This is a genomic window from Erythrobacter sp. KY5, assembly GCF_003264115.1.
GTDB lineage: Bacteria > Pseudomonadota > Alphaproteobacteria > Sphingomonadales > Sphingomonadaceae > Erythrobacter.
Genome location: NZ_CP021912.1, coordinates 2915774 through 2930861 on the forward strand (window position 1 = coordinate 2915774; position 15088 = coordinate 2930861).

The following is a 15088-nucleotide window of genomic DNA, read 5'->3' on the forward strand; positions in this document are numbered from 1 at the left end:
CGTGCATGACCAGGGGGTCGCCCAAGGACAGCTGGAAAGTGCGCTACGTCGCACATCGCAACCGCGTGTTCGCAAATCCGCGATTTCAGTATTGGGCCGCAAAGCTCCCGCTCATCCGGCGCATCGCCAAGACGCGAGCAGGCGAGGCATTCGACCTTGTCGCCGGCTTTACCTACTCACAGATCCTTCGCGCCTATGTCGAAAGCGGACTGTTCGATGTCCTCGCCACAGGCCCGGTCAGCCACAGGCGCGTCGCGGCCGAGCTGGAACTGAGCGAGGAAGCCGCCAAGACCCTGCTTCGCGCCGGTCGTCCATTGGCGCTTTCGGAAGAACCGATCGCCGATGGCTGGATGCTTGGCGAATCCGGCGCGGTGCTGGCGGCTGACATGGGCGCACAGGCGATGATCCGGCACCACCGCCTCCTTTACCGCGACCTCGCCGATCCACTGGAGCTACTGCGCAAGGACCGCAAGGAGCCGACCGAGCTATCGCGCTACTGGTCCTATGCGGGCGCTCTGCACGGCGCGGCGGAGCGCGGGCAGGAGACATCGGAATACTCGCAATTGATGGCCGCATCGCAGCACTTCGTCGCCGATCAGGTGCTCGCGAGCTTCACCTTCCCGCAGAGCGCGCGGTTGCTTGACGTAGGCGGCGGGCACGGCGCTTTCCTCTCGCGCATGGGCGAGGCCTTTCCTTCGCTGCAACTGGGCCTGTTCGACCTGCCTGAAGTCGCGCAGCAGGGCGCACAAGTGCTGACGGACCGATTCGGCAACGAGCGGGTAAGCGCGCATCCCGGCAACTTCTTCGAAGACCCGATACCTACCGGATACGATATCGTCAGCCTCGTGCGCATCCTGCACGATCACGACGACGAACCGGCTTCCCGCCTGCTTGCCAACATCCGCGCAAGCCTCGCGCCGGGAGGGAGGCTGCTGATCGCGGAACCGATGGCCCGTGCGCCCGGCGCGCAGGGCATGGGAGAGGCGTTCTTCGGGCTTTACCTTTGGGCGATGGGATCGGGCCGCGCCCGGTCGGTGGAGGAGATTTCCGCGATGCTGCGTAAAGCCGGATTCAGCAAAACTCGATCCATCGCAACCCCGCAACCGGTCAACGCCAGCATTATTGTCGCGTCAGCCTGACTATAAACTGTCCGCTTTAATTGACACTTTAACGTGTAAGGCGTAGCACACGCATGAGAGAACCCATCTCTCGACCATTGCACGAGTCGGTCTGGATCACCGCTCAGGCATTGATTGAAGGGGGAAGTGAGAGGACAATGGAAACACTGGCCGTGATACTCGAGGGACCTGAGCGCCTGGCGCTTCAGACTCTTGAGTTGAATGCGCTCAGTGAATGTGACGTCCTCGTCGATATCGCCTGGAGCGGGATCAGCTCAGGCACCGAGAAACTCCTCTGGACAGGGCAAATGCCCGAATTTCCCGGCATGGGTTACCCGCTTGTTCCCGGATACGAATCCGTGGGCCGCGTCGTCGATGCTGGTCCGTTGGCCCGCGCACGCATCGGTGAATGGGTATTTGTGCCCGGTGCCAATTGCTATTCGGGTGCGCGTGGACTTTTCGGCGGAACCGCCGACCATGTGATCCTGCCCTCCGCTCGCGCCATGGCGGTGCCAGAGCGACTCGGTGCCGAAGGGGTGCTTTGCGCCCTCACCGCTACCGCACTTCACGCAATCAACGGCGGTTCGCCGCCTGACCTTATCATCGGCCACGGCGTCCTTGGACGCTTGTTGGCCCGGCTGACCATCGCGCTTGGCGCGCCCGCTCCCACCGTCTGGGAAAAGAGCGAACACCGTGCCATGGGGGCTGCCGGATACACCGTCACCGACAGCGATAAGGACGACCGCCGCGACTATCGTTCAATCTACGATGCGAGCGGCGATGCCGGGCTGTTCGACACGCTGATCGGCAGGCTCGCCAAAGGCGGCGAGGTGACGCTTGCGGGCTTTTACTCCGACCGCATCAATTTCGCCTTCGCGCCCGCCTTCATGAAGGAGGCGCGGCTGCGCATTGCCGCGGAATGGCACCCTGACGATCTCGCCCAGACACTGGCGCTGATCGAAAGCGGTGAACTCGATCTTTCTGGACTGATCTCGGACCACAGTCCTGCCGGACGCGCGAGCGAGGCCTATCCCAAGGCCTTCAGCGATCCCGATTGTCTCAAGATGGTTCTCGATTGGAACGGTGCTGAATGACGATGCTTGAATCCCAGGCCCAGGCCCTGCGCGATGAAGCCGCAGAGGAGCCCGATCCCGTCCACACCGGAGAAGTGAAGAGCGAGACTCAGGTCATCGCGATCTATGGCAAGGGCGGATCGGGCAAGAGCTTTGCCCTGTCGAACCTCAGCTACATGATGGCTCAGCAGGGCAAGCGTGTGCTGCTGATCGGCTGCGACCCGAAAAGCGACACGACCAGCCTGCTGTTCGGCGGCAAGTCGTGCCCCACCATCATCGAAACCTCTTCCAAGAAGAAGCTCGCAGGCGAAGAAGTCACGATCGAAGACGTGTGCTTCCAGCGTGACGGTGTCTTCGCGATGGAGCTTGGTGGGCCGGAAGTCGGGCGCGGCTGCGGCGGTCGCGGGATCATTCACGGTTTCGAACTGCTCGAAAAGCTGGGCTTCCACGAATGGGGCTTCGATTACGTCCTGCTCGATTTTCTGGGTGACGTCGTGTGCGGCGGGTTCGGCCTGCCGATCGCGCGGGACATGTGCCAGAAAGTGATCGTTGTCGGTTCGAACGACCTGCAATCGCTCTATGTTGCGAACAATGTCTGCCACGCGGTCGAATATTTCCGCAAAATGGGCGGCAATGTCGGGGTTGCCGGCATGATCGTAAACAAGGATGACGGAACAGGCGAGGCTCAGGCATTCGCCAAGGCTGTCGACATCCCGGTCCTGACCGCGATCCCCGCCAACGAAGACATCCGCCGCAAGAGCGCGAATTACCAGATCATCGGCGTGCCCGGCGGCGAATGGGCGAGCCTGTTCGAAGAGCTTGCCATCAACGTCGCTGAGGCACCGCCGCGCCAGCCCTCGCCGCTTGATCAGGATGGTTTGCTGGGCCTTTTCAGCCCCGATGAGACAGGCGGCAACGTCGAGCTGGTCCCGGCCACTCAGGCCGATATGCGCGGCGGAACCTTCGAAAAAAAACCATCGCTTGAAGTGATTTACGACGAGATTTGATCTGACCGATCTACCCGCCTCGAACGCGCAACGCACCGCCGACCGGCTCGATATGAGCGCACCGGTCGAAGGCGGCTGCTCAAGCGGCGACACCATGCGCGAAGCGGCGCGCAAGGCGGGCAAGAGCGAAGTGCTCGACCGTTATGAGGCTGACTACCCCGTTGGACCGCACGATCAGCCGCAATCGATGTGCCCTGCCTTCGGGTCGCTCCGGGTCGGGCTTCGCATGAAACGCACTGCAACCGTGCTCTCCGGCTCGGCCTGCTGCGTCTATGGTCTCACCTTCACCTCGCATTTCTATGGCGCGCGGCGAACGGTCGGCTACGTGCCCTTCTCTTCGGAAACGCTGGTCACCGGCAAACTGTTCGAAGACATCAAGGAAGCGGTCGAAGACCTCGCCGATCCTGAGAAATACGACGCCATCGTCGTCACAAATCTGTGCGTGCCAACGGCCAGCGGCGTTCCACTGCGGCTGCTCAAGAACGAGATAAACGGCGTGCGCATCATCGGGATCGACGTTCCCGGCTTCGGCATTCCAACACATGCCGAGGCGAAAGACGTTCTCGCGGGCGCGATGCTCGCATATGCGCGTGAAGAGGCCACCCAGGGCCCTGTCGCTGCGCCGAAGGAACGACCGGACCGGCCCACAATCACTCTGTTAGGAGAGATGTTCCCGGCTGATCCTGTCGGCATCTCTCAGATGCTCGAACCGCTAGGACTTGCGGCCGGTCCGGTTGTTCCGACACGCGAATGGCGTGAGCTTTATTCAGCGCTCGATTGCGCAGCAGTCGCCGCGATCCACCCGTTCTACACCGCCAGCGTGCGCGAGTTCGAAGCCGCTGGCCGCCCGGTCCTCGGCTCCGCCCCGGTGGGCGCGGACGGCACCGCCGCCTGGCTCGATGCAATCGGTCAGACCTGCGGCATCGCGCAGGACAAGGTGGACGTGGCGAAAGATCGCTTCGTCGGGGCTATCCGCGGCGCTTTGTCGGCCATGCCGGTCAACGGGCGGATCACCGTGTCCGGCTACGAAGGTTCTGAATTGCTGGTTGCGCGCCTGCTCGTCGAGAGCGGAGCGGATGTGCGTTATGTCGGCAGCGCCTGCCCACGCACCAAGTGGTCGGATCCCGATCGCGAATGGCTCGAGGACAAAGGCATCCGGGTGAACTTCCGCGCCAGCCTCGAAGATGACATCGCCGCAGTCAACGAATTCCAGCCCGACCTTGCCATCGGCACCACCCCGGTGGTCCAGCATGCGAAGGCGAAAGCGATCCCGTCGCTGTACTTCACCAACCTGATTTCCGCCCGCCCGCTGATGGGGCCAGCTGGTGCAGGCAGTCTTGCGCAGGTCGTGAATGCGGCCATGTCGAACAAACACCGCTTCGACAAGATGCGCGACTTCTTCGAAGGCGTCGGCGATGGCCATGCCACCGGTGTCTGGGAAGACACGCCCGTAGACAGGCCCAAGTTCCGCAAGAAGTATGCCGCCCTCAACGAAGCGGCACGCAAAGCGTCCGAGGCGGTGGGCACATGACGCTCGTTCTCGACCATGATCGCGCCGGCGGATATTGGGGCGCCACTTACGTCTTCACGGCGGTGAAAGGCCTGCAGGTCATCATCGATGGCCCGGTGGGCTGCGAAAACCTGCCCGTGACCAGCGTGCTGCATTACACCGACGCCCTGCCCCCGCATGAACTGCCCATCGTGGTGACGGGTCTTGGCGAGGAAGAACTGGGCAAGACCGGCACCGAAGGCGCAATGAAACGCGCTTGGGAAACGCTCGATCCGGAACTGCCTGCCGTTGTCGTGACTGGCTCCATCGCCGAGATGATCGGCGGCGGCGTTACGCCCGAAGGCACCAATATCAAGCGCTTCCTGCCGCGCACGATCGACGAGGATCAGTGGCAATCGGCAGACCGCGCGCTGACCTGGCTGTGGACCGAGTTCGGCCCTAAGAAAATGCCGAAGGTCAAGGAGCGCAAGGAAGGCGAGAAGCCGGTCGTCAACATCATCGGCCCGTCCTACGGCATGTTCAACATGCCTTCGGATCTCGCGGAAATTCGCCGCCTGGTCGAAGGGATCGGGGCTGAAGTCGGCGTGGTCTTCCCGCTCGGCTGCCATCTTGCCGACATCCGCGCGCTGGGAACGGCAGACGCCAATGTCTGCATGTACCGCGAGTTCGGCCGCAACCTGTGCGAAACGCTAGAACGGCCGTATTTCCAGGCCCCCGTGGGCCTTTCCAGCACAACCAAGTTTCTCCGTGCGCTCGGCGAAGAGTTGGGGCTTGACCCCGAACCCTTCATCGAGCGCGAGAAACACACGACGATCAAGCCGCTTTGGGACCTGTGGCGGTCGGTCACGCAGGACTTCTTCGGCACCGCCAATTTCGGCATCGTTGCCAACGACACTTACGCACGCGGTATCCGCCACTTCCTCGAAGAAGACATGGGGCTCCCTTGCGCCTTCGCTTTCAGCCGCGAGGCTGGCGTAAAGCCCAAGAACGACGAAGTGCGCGCCGCCATTTATAACAGCCGACCCCTGGTGGTGTTCGGCAGCTATAATGAGCGTATGTACATGGCCGAATGCGCCGGCGGGCTCGGCCCGAGCGGCATGTTCATTCCGGCAAGCTTTCCCGGTGCAGCCATTCGCCGCCACATCGGCACGCCCTTCATGGGCTATTCGGGTGCGACCTATCTTGTGCAGGAAGTGTGCAACGCGCTGTTCGACGCGCTGTTCCATATCCTCCCGCTCGGCACCGATATGGACAAGGGCGACGCAACCCCTGCCCGCCTCGAACGAGAGCTGCAATGGGATGCGGACGCCAAGGTCCGGCTCGACGAGCTGGTCGAAAAGCAGCCCGTCCTCATTCGAATTTCCGCTGCCAAGAGGCTGCGCGACGCCGCCGAGGCAACCGCGCGCCGCAAGGGCGCAACAACAGTTTCCGCAGATTGTCTCGCCGAGACGCTTCTCGAAGGAGAGGTGGCATGACGATGGGACTTGATATTTTGCCTCCAGTCGCGAGGCGCCGCAACTTGCCTGAATGTATCGGGCATCCGCAATCCACGTGGGGGATCACGCGCGGATACCGTCGGGGGCAATCCAGCTCCCGCTCCAATGTAACTAAACGGAGATACGACTATGGCCGATGGTGATCGCCCCAGCGTGGGTACTTACCTGACCGACGAAGAAGCAAAGGAAATCCATGGCGCGTTCATGGGTACCTTTGGTCTCTACGTCGCGATTGCAGTGGTAGCCCACATTCTCATCTGGGCTAACAAGCCCTGGCTGCCGCTCTGATCTTCCAAATCGCCTGATTGCCCTTGCTCTCGCCCGTCATGGGCGCGCGCCTCGGCAAACCAAGCTCATGGAATAAGGAAACAATTATGTACAAGATTTGGCATCATTTCGATGTTCGCCGGACTCTGGTCGCACTTCATGTCGGCCTCGCTGTCCTGGCGTTCACGATCCACTTCATCCTGCTCAGCACGGAAAGCTACAACTGGCTCAGCTAAACCGCTGAGCTGGGTAGGCTTTACAAGCTGAACAGCCAAACTTCGTGAGGGGGCAGGTTCGCCTGCCTGCCTCCCACAAACCGACACGCAACGATAACGCCCGCCCCTGAGGCGGGAAGGATGGACCTATGGCGCTCCTTAGTTTCGAGCGGAAATACCGCGTGCGCGGTGGCACAATAATCGGCGGCGACCTTTTTGATTTCTGGGTCGGGCCGTTTTACGTTGGGTTCTTCGGTGTCCTGGTGGCAATCAGCGCTCTTCTGGGCACTATGCTGATCTTCGCCGCTGCGGCAGCGGGACCCACTCTCAACCCCTGGCTTATCGACATCCAGCCACCGCCGATAGAAGCCGGGTTAGCCTTTGCACCTCTTAAAGAGGGCGGATACCACCAGGTCATAACCCTGTGTGCCATCGTCGCCTTCGGATCGTGGGTGATGAGGCAGGCGGAGATCTCCCGCAAGCTGGGCATGAGTTATCATGTTCCCATCGCTTTCGCGGTGGCGGTCTTCGCTTTTGTCACATTGAACGTGATCCGTCCCTTCTGGATGGGCGCATGGGGACACGCGTTCCCGTACGGCATCTGGACGCACTTGGACTGGGTCTCATACACGGGCTACAACTACGTGAACTTCCATTACAATCCGGTTCACATGCTCGCGATCACGTTCTTCTTCACGAACTGTCTCGCGCTGGCTCTGCACGGCGGACTTGTCCTTTCGGCGGTGAATACCGGCGAAGGCAACGAAGTGCGCGCACCCGAATATGAAGACACCTATTTCCGGGACTTCATCGGTTATTCGGTCGGCACGCTCGGCATTCACCGTGTGGGTCTGTTCCTGGCGCTCAACGCAGCGTTCTGGAGCGCGATCTGCATCGTGATCTCGGGCACGCTTTACGCCGGTAGCTGGATCGAGTTCTGGGACTTCTGGCGCAAGATCCCGATTTGGGCAGGAGGACCGGTCTGATGGCTACCTATCAAAACATCTTCACTCAGATCCAGGTCAAGGGCCCGCCCGAAATGGGCGTCCCTCTGCCTCCCGGCGATGAGAGCCGTGTCCGTGCAACGGGCTACAGCTACTGGCTGGGCAAGTTCGGGCAGGCTCAGATTGGCCCGCTCTATCTTGGTCTTCTCGGAACGATCTCGCTGGTCTTCGGCTTCGCAGCCTTCATGATCATCGGATTGAATTTCTGGGCACAGGCCGGGTGGAACCCGCAGACCTTCATGCGTGAGCTGTTCTGGCTTTCGCTTGATCCTCCGGGACCGGAATATGGCTTCAGTCCGTTCGTACCATTGAATGAGGGCGGCTGGTTCATCCTGACCGGCGCGTTCCTGTCGATCTCGGTGCTGTGCTGGTGGGCGCGGACCTATATGCGGGCGAAGTCGCTCGGTATGGGGATGCACATCCCATGGGCATTTGCTTCGGCGATCTGGCTGTTCCTGGTGCTTGGCTTTATCCGCCCGCTGCTCCTTGGCAGCTGGTCCGAAGCGGTGCCTTACGGCATCTTCAGCCACCTCGACTGGACGAACAACTTCTCGCTCATTCACGGGAACCTGTTCTACAATCCGTTCCACGCACTATCGATCGTCTTCCTGTATGGTTCAGCAGTGCTGTTCGCCATGCACGGGGCAACGATCCTTGCACTTGGCCGCTATGGCGGTGAGCGCGAGATCGAGCAGATCACCGACCGTGGCACGGCTTCGGAACGCGGAGCCCTCTTCTGGCGCTGGACCATGGGCTTCAACGCCACGATGGAATCGATCCACCGCTGGGCGTGGTGGTTCGCGGTTCTCACGACCCTTACCGGCGGCATCGGCATCCTGCTTTCAGGAACCGTCGTCGACAACTGGTACCTGTGGGCACAGGAGCATTACTACGCTCCGATGAATTAGGCGGTTCAACGCCTCATAGGTCTATCTATCCAGGAGGCCCGGCTGCGCGACAATGCGCGGTCGGGCTTTTTGGTTCATGGGTTAGGAACAAATGCCAGTGCCTGAGAGAGGCGCCGGTAAAGCCCCCAATCGGCATGAAAGCGGAGCTATTGCGTGCACCGCTTCAGTGTCTCGATGGCCGACGACGAGAGTGGCTGGTTATGCAAAACTCTGACTTCAACCATGCCATCTGAAGGCTGCACGGAAAGGCGCATCTGCCCGTCGTCCGACAGATACGTCATCCCTCTTTGGCAAGACCCTCTTCGATTGCCACGGCAGGCATTGATAAGCTGGATATCGTTCTTGATGAGTGCACCATTGGTTGAGACGCACTTCATCACATTGCTCAGGCTTCGATCGCTCGCGTAGATACTCGACGAGGAGTACTCATCTCCGCGCGCCAGGTTCCACACCACCGCTGCGCCGACCATTAAGACGAAGATTGCGAAGAGGATTCTTATCAAGGCGCGTCCATCAAGTATTGAAACAGGTAACGCCTTGTTTCGTCGCTTGGCGGCGCTGTCAATATTTGCAAATCGGGACGGTAACAGACGGCCAGATACAATGTTGGGCCAGCACTAAATTACTCCGACCCAGATAATCGACCGCGCAAGTCCATCAGATGCAACGGCAGCGAGAGCGCCAGAAGCACCGCAACCCACTCCCAGCCAGCGCCGACCAGCGCGGCTCTCAGCGCGAGGACTATAAACACTGCGGGGCCGATCAGTCCCGCGATTCTTGCCCAGCGCCAGCCCTTCACGCGCCAAAGCCACACGGCTTCCGCGGCCAGCAGTGCCAGAACGAGATCGGCAGCGTGACCGCTTGAGAAGAAGGCGTCAATCATCTGCCCGTTGGCCCAAAGGCGATCAGCCGAAAGGGCCGTTGAGATCGACGACCGCCCAGTTGAGAGCCGCGGTAAAGGTCACCCAGAGCAAATAGGGCAGAAACAACAGGCCAGCGGTTCTCGAGTACCGTCCGCAGTAGAACACAAGCGCCACGATCGAGAGCCACAGGAGGAGCACTTCGATGAACGCCCAGTCGGGCCGCTGGATGCGAAAGAAGATCATCGACCAGGTAATGTTGAGGAAGGCATTGAGCGCAAAAAGCCCGATGATGGTGTCGGAAACCTTGGGTGTCGGAGCCGCTCGCCACGCTGACACGATCGCGGCGGTGTTGAGCGCGAAGATAACGGTCCACCCGACCGGATACATGACATCGGGCGGATTCCAGCTCGGCTTTTCGAGGCTTTGATACCACGGCCCCAGATCGGTAATCGTTGCACCGAGAACCGCCACGATAGCAGCGGTTACCGCAGCCACCACAGCGGGCAGTATCCAGGTCTTGCTCACACTCATGGCTGGTGATCCCTCTCCCGCCGCTTGGAAAACGCTACGAACTCGCCGGTCTCAGGCCAAGAAGATGAGCTGTATCCTTCAGGAATATCTTCACATGGGCGAGCGGCTTTTTCCGGACCAGCTTCTTGTTCATGTAAGCCTGCCATGTGAGCTGCTGCACATCCTTGTCATCGCACATATCGACAAAGCGTTCGCGCCGCTTGTCGCTCGAATACCAGAAATACTGCATGACCCCGAGTATCCAGAACACCCGGCCGTGATCCTTCATGAAGCGCTTGCGCGCCAGTTTGAGCGCCTTGGCCTCACCGGTCAGGAGCATCTGTGATGCAGCTTCGGCGGAATAGCGCCCGCCAACCATCGCGTAATAGATGCCTTCGCCGGACGCTGGAGCCACGATACCGGCGGCATCGCCCGCGACGATGACGTCGGCGCCGTTGTCCCAGCGCTTCAATGGCTTCAGCGGGATTGGTGCGCCTTCGCGGCGGATCGTCTCGCACCGTGTAAGGTCGAGTTCGGTGCGCATTTCCGACACTGCACCGCGCAGAGAAAAGCCCTTGTTCGCGCTGCCGACGCCGATGCTGGCGGTTTCGCCATGCGGGAACACCCAGGCATAGAAATCGGGAGACAGCTTGCCCTGATAGAACACGTCGCAGCGGTCGGGATCATAGGCGTCGTCATTGGCGATCATACCCAGCTCTGGCGACTTGATGATTTCGTGATAAGCGAAAACACATTTCACGCGCTCTGCGTCGGGCAGGCATTGCTTGGCGACTGCCGAACGCGCACCGTCGGCACCAATGACACACCGTGCGCGGACCTTCTCTATCGGACCGCCGCGCTCTCGCCGGAAAGTGACAAGCGGATGAGCGTGATTGTCGCGCTCGACCTTGTCGAAAGTGGCCGTCAGCCTTTCAGCGCCTGACATGCGCGCGCGCTCGCGCAGCCACTCGTCGAATTCCTCGCGGTCGACCATGCCGACATATCCGATCTCGCCGACGGGCATATCGACGGCACGGCCAGAGGGCGCGATCATCCGGGCCGACCGCGCGCGTGCGACCAGCAGCGATTGAGGGATGTCGAAATCATCCAGGGCGCGCGGCGGAATGGCTCCGCCGCATGGCTTGATCCGCCCGCCGCGCTCCATCAGCAGCACCGAATGGCCCGCAAGCGCGAGATCGTTTGCAGCAGTTGCGCCAGCGGGACCCCCGCCAACCACGACGACATCGTAGATTTTCTCGCTCATGCAAACACCTCTTCATCCCTCTCGATAATGGCACGCGCGGGCGCGAGCCCTCTGGCGGTGGCACGCACCGCAAGCCACGCGGCGAGCACGAACAGCGCTGCCTCGATGGCAAAAACAATCTGAAATGCGCTTGGGTCGTGCGCGATAGCGCGGCGTGCGAGGTCCAGACCACCGCCGCCAAGCATTCCGCCAAGGCCGAATGCGATAGCCTGCGCCGCGCCCCACACACCCATGCGAACACCTTCACGCGTTTTCTCGCCAGCCCCGGCAAGCCCCATCATCGCCCCGATCGCGGCAACCGCGAACAGGCCGTTGCAGAAGCCAAGCACGAAGACATTCGATGCAATCGGCCAGCCCGGCCCGACCTGTGCGGCCATCGCGAGGCTCGCAAGCGCCAAGGCCGATCCAAGACAGCCAAACACAATCCAATGGCGAAGCTCGAACGGCAGCCGTCCTGCAAAGGCGCTCCCCCCGATGCCGGCCACGATCATTCCGACAAGCACACCGCCCGATTGCATGCCGCCCAACTGAGTGGATTGGCCCGGTGTCATGCCGAAGATCAATCCGGCAAAGGGCTCAAGGATAAGGTCCTGCATGTTGAACGCCATCATCGAGACGAAGATGAAAAGCGTGAACCGGCGCGCTGCCTTTTCGTTGAGAATCTCGCGCAGGGCTTCTCTGAAATCGGGTGGCGGATCGCTCTTCGCCGTTTCAGCAAAGGTGAGCGAGACGCCCATCCGCGGCTCGATCCGAAAGACCGCGATGCAGGTGATCGCGATACAGGTGATGAGCAAGCCCGATGAAACTGTCAGCAACCTCTCAGGCGAAAACGGCTGGAGCAGCGCCCCAACAGTGATTGCCGATACGACAATGCCAGCCACCATCATGATCCAGGTAACCGCAGCCGCTGCGGCGCGGCGTTCGGGTGCGACGCCCGATGCAAGCAATGCGAGCGCGGAAGTCCCGCTTGCACCAACGCCGACGCCGATCAGCGTGTAACCGACAACCGCGATGACCATCGCGAGAGCGAAATCCTGCTGGATCATCACCGTCGCCTGAACCGCCATGATTGCGCCAAGGCCCAGCACCATGATCCCGCCCGCAATCCAGAGCGACCGACTACCGCCCTTGTCGGAGCCGTGTCCCCATAAGGGCCGGCCCAGCTGCACCGCATAATGCCAGCCGACGAGCGCTGCCGGGATCGCTCCGGCCAATGCGTATTCGACCACCATCAGCCGGTTCAGAACGGTGGTGATGAGCATGACCATGGCGCCGATAGACGCCTGCACCATCCCTATGCGGATGATCGCCAGCCAGGATAGTCCCCTGTTTGCCGAAGAGGGTGCGGGCGCATGCATCAGATGTAACCCCCGAGCCCCAGAGCCGCCGCAAGCATGCCGAGGACGTAAAGCGTCACGCCAACACCATTGTACCAGGGCGCATAACGCTTGGGATCGCGCAGCAGGCGCGGCATCGCTGCACACTGAGCGAGCAGCACCCCGGCCACGATCAGCGCGGAGAGCGTCAGCCCCCAAATCGCGAGAAGCGCAATCACCGCGATCTGCGCGGCGGCCATGACCCCGCAAGCGAGGCGCGCAGCGGGCGTAACACCGAGAATGACGGGAAGCGATCGCAGGCCCGTTGCTTTGTCGCCTTCGACCGCCTTGAAATCGTTGAGCGTCATGATCCCGTGTGCGCCGAGGCTATAAAGCACGAGGACGATCAGGACTTCCGCGCGCGGCATCGCGCCCAGGATCACGGCCGCGCCGGTGAACCAGCTCAGCCCCTCATAAGTGAAACCGACCACCGCAGGTCCGGTCCAACCGCTTGTCTTGAAGCGGAATGGCGGCGCGCTGTAGCCCCAGGCCAGTGCCAGCCCGACGAGCGCTGCGACAAACACGAGCGGCCCGAGAAACCATGCGACAAGCGCAGAAATCAGCGTCGCGATGATTGCGATGTACAGGCCCCAGCGCCCCGGAATACGCCCTGAAGGGATCGGTCGATCCGGCTCGTTGATGGCATCGACATGGCGGTCGAACCAGTCGTTGACGGCCTGACTGGTCCCGCAAACTAGCGGTCCTGCCAGCAGCACACCGCCCAGAACGAACAGCCACCGCCCGTCAAGGCCCGCCCCGGACGAAACCGCACCGCACATGAATGCCCACATTGGTGGGAACCAGGTGATCGGTTTGAGCAGCTGGAGAACGTCGCGAGGTCTTGGACGCAAAGGCGTCTGTGCCTGAGCAATGGGCACTTCGCGAGTCGAGACGGCGGACCTCTCCATCTCGTAAACGTATGCCTGACAGGCTAGTGCGTCAAATTAATTGGACACTTTCATTTGTCAGATTGCCGATTTTCCGCCGATCTCCGAAAAAGCGCATAGATTGGCGCCTCGGATCAGGCTCGCTTGGCAGCGCCCTTAGTCAGGATCGCTCGGCAGATTGCCCAGCCCATGCCGGTGCAGCTTGGAATAAAGGCTCTGCCGCGACAGACCCAGGATTTCAGCGGCAGAAGCGCGATTGTCCGAGGTGTATTGGAGCGCCGCCTCAATGCACAAACGCTCAATCAGGTCGGTGCTTTCGCGCACGATTTCCTTCAGCGACATCCTACCGACAAGATCGGTAAGTTGCTCGACCGATCGGGGCAGATCCTGAGAACCGGGCGGCAGGTCGCGCAGGCGGCGGCCAATCGGACGGATCACGAAAGCATAAAGGCCGCCCTCACCCGACGAGCGAACGGCGGACAATTCGATCGGCTCACCGTCGATATCATCACCGACGCGAAGGACGGTGGAGACGTTGCGGGCACAGCCATACTGGTCGATCTGCCCTTCAATAAGTTCCAGGTCGATGCCGGGTCGGCCAATCCAGCTTGCAAGCGCCCGTCCCCGCAGCGGATCGGCGCTGGCGGCCTGCACCAGTTCGACAAAGGCGTTGTTGCAGCTCACCACGTCGAGGTTGGAATCGGCAATGACGAATGCGTCGGGCATCTGGTCGACCAGTTCGAGCGCAGGGGATGCGCCTGCCCCGTCCCCTTCGCCACGATGCGGCGCGAGCTTGAGAAGGAGGTATTGCCCGCGATCCTGGCTGAAGGCTGCAGCACTTGCCGCAACCTCGGTCGATCCTTTTGTCAGCGTGATGTTGGCCGGTGTCGCGTGTTCAGACGCCAGCGCAGCCCCGACGAGATTCTGCAACGTATCGCGCGAGCCTTTTTCGACCAGGGCAGGCAGCTTCTTGCCCGGCAAACTGCCCGAGCGTACGCCCATCAGGGTGTGTGCGGCCGGGTTGGCCTCGCGGATGCGCAGGGTCGCAGCCTCGACAATCAGGACCGGCTCGCCCGATATCTCGAAGAGCATCCGATAGCGCGCTTCGAGCTGGCGCATGCGCAGGTAATCGCGTTCAAGCGATTGCTGCACCTGAAGCAGCCGCTGCTGCATCTTGCCCGCTTCGCGAAGGTCACGTCCGAAAGCGATGCGGTGCTCGCCCCCGTTGACTGTCAGAACTGCATAGCGAATCGGCACGTCGCCATCGCGGGTCGGGTGGTTCACCTGACGCCAGTGCTGAACCTCTCCGCGCCGTGCGGCGGCCAGCATTTCCATGACTTTGGGGCGACTCTCGACCGTAACCGTGTCGATCCAGTTGGTGCCTTCCCAGCCTTCAAAACCCGGGAATTCCTTGGGATCGAAGGCTGTGTCGAGGATCATCCCCGTGTCATCAAGCACCAGGGTGATGTCGCCGGCGACCATCGCGAGCTTCATCGCGGCGTCGGCATCAAGCGAGTTGAAGAGTTCAGCGGCCTTGCCGAACGGGTTCTTGCCTTCGATGGAGTGCTTTCGGGTCAGCATCTACAGGCC

Annotated in this window: 15 protein-coding genes; 9 read left to right on the forward strand and 6 right to left on the reverse strand. The window is 61.3% G+C overall.

Features of this window, described 5'->3' with window-relative positions; translation table 11 throughout:
- Positions 1–5: 5 nt before the first annotated feature.
- From CD351_RS13875 to pufM, 9 genes are all read left to right on the forward strand, one after another.
- Positions 6–1139 (forward strand): methyltransferase, encoded by a 1134-nt coding sequence (locus CD351_RS13875; RefSeq protein WP_111993191.1) that lies wholly within the window; start codon positions 6–8, stop codon positions 1137–1139.
- Between the two features lie 137 nt (positions 1140–1276).
- Complete coding sequence (gene bchC / locus CD351_RS13880; RefSeq protein ID WP_111993192.1) at positions 1277–2212, forward strand: chlorophyll synthesis pathway protein BchC; 936 nt, start codon at positions 1277–1279, stop codon at positions 2210–2212.
- Complete coding sequence (locus CD351_RS13885) at positions 2209–3198, forward strand: chlorophyllide a reductase iron protein subunit X (protein ID WP_111993193.1); 990 nt, start codon at positions 2209–2211, stop codon at positions 3196–3198. The genes bchC and CD351_RS13885 overlap by 4 nt, the downstream gene beginning before the upstream one ends.
- 52 nt (positions 3199–3250) lie before the next feature.
- Positions 3251–4729, forward strand: a complete 1479-nt coding sequence (gene bchY, locus CD351_RS13890) for a chlorophyllide a reductase subunit Y (RefSeq protein ID WP_111993194.1) — start codon at positions 3251–3253, stop codon at positions 4727–4729.
- On the forward strand, positions 4726–6183 hold the full coding sequence (gene bchZ / locus CD351_RS13895) for a chlorophyllide a reductase subunit Z (protein WP_111993195.1): 1458 nt from the start codon (positions 4726–4728) through the stop codon (positions 6181–6183). Before bchY ends, bchZ begins: the two co-directional genes overlap by 4 nt.
- A 150-nt stretch (positions 6184–6333) precedes the next feature.
- Positions 6334–6492: a light-harvesting antenna LH1, beta subunit gene (gene pufB / locus CD351_RS13900; RefSeq protein ID WP_007164989.1), complete on the forward strand. Its 159-nt coding sequence runs from the start codon at positions 6334–6336 to the stop codon at positions 6490–6492.
- 86 nt (positions 6493–6578) lie between these two features.
- Entirely contained in the window at positions 6579–6707 is a 129-nt protein-coding gene (gene pufA / locus CD351_RS13905; protein WP_007164990.1) for a light-harvesting antenna LH1, alpha subunit, read from the forward strand.
- A gap of 128 nt (positions 6708–6835) precedes the next feature.
- Positions 6836–7672, forward strand: coding sequence for a photosynthetic reaction center subunit L (gene pufL / locus CD351_RS13910; protein ID WP_111993196.1), 837 nt, complete (start codon positions 6836–6838; stop codon positions 7670–7672).
- The gene (gene pufM, locus CD351_RS13915) at positions 7672–8598 is read left to right on the forward strand and encodes a photosynthetic reaction center subunit M (protein ID WP_111993197.1); all 927 of its coding nucleotides are present in this window, start codon (positions 7672–7674) and stop codon (positions 8596–8598) included. Before pufL ends, pufM begins: the two co-directional genes overlap by 1 nt.
- Before the next feature lie 622 nt (positions 8599–9220).
- Here pufM and CD351_RS13925 read toward each other — a convergent pair.
- The 6 genes from CD351_RS13925 to ppsR all read right to left on the reverse strand — a co-directional run bounded on the left by CD351_RS13925 (position 9221) and on the right by ppsR (position 15079).
- On the reverse strand, positions 9221–9481 hold the full coding sequence (locus CD351_RS13925; protein WP_111993199.1) for a hypothetical protein: 261 nt from the start codon (positions 9479–9481) through the stop codon (positions 9221–9223).
- Between the two features lie 22 nt (positions 9482–9503).
- On the reverse strand, positions 9504–9992 hold the full coding sequence (locus CD351_RS13930; protein WP_174214275.1) for a tryptophan-rich sensory protein: 489 nt from the start codon (positions 9990–9992) through the stop codon (positions 9504–9506).
- Between the two features lie 34 nt (positions 9993–10026).
- The gene (locus CD351_RS13935; RefSeq protein ID WP_111993200.1) at positions 10027–11235 is read right to left on the reverse strand and encodes a geranylgeranyl diphosphate reductase; all 1209 of its coding nucleotides are present in this window, start codon (positions 11233–11235) and stop codon (positions 10027–10029) included.
- The gene (locus tag CD351_RS13940) at positions 11232–12593 is read right to left on the reverse strand and encodes a BCD family MFS transporter (RefSeq protein ID WP_111993201.1); all 1362 of its coding nucleotides are present in this window, start codon (positions 12591–12593) and stop codon (positions 11232–11234) included. Before CD351_RS13940 ends, CD351_RS13935 begins: the two co-directional genes overlap by 4 nt.
- Positions 12593–13519 carry a chlorophyll synthase ChlG gene (gene chlG / locus CD351_RS13945; RefSeq protein ID WP_111993202.1) on the reverse strand — a complete coding sequence of 309 codons (927 nt, stop codon included), beginning with the start codon at positions 13517–13519 and terminating at the stop codon, positions 12593–12595. Before chlG ends, CD351_RS13940 begins: the two co-directional genes overlap by 1 nt.
- Positions 13520–13654: 135 nt before the next feature.
- The gene (gene ppsR, locus CD351_RS13950; protein WP_111993203.1) at positions 13655–15079 is read right to left on the reverse strand and encodes a transcriptional regulator PpsR; all 1425 of its coding nucleotides are present in this window, start codon (positions 15077–15079) and stop codon (positions 13655–13657) included.
- Positions 15080–15088: the final 9 nt, after the last annotated feature.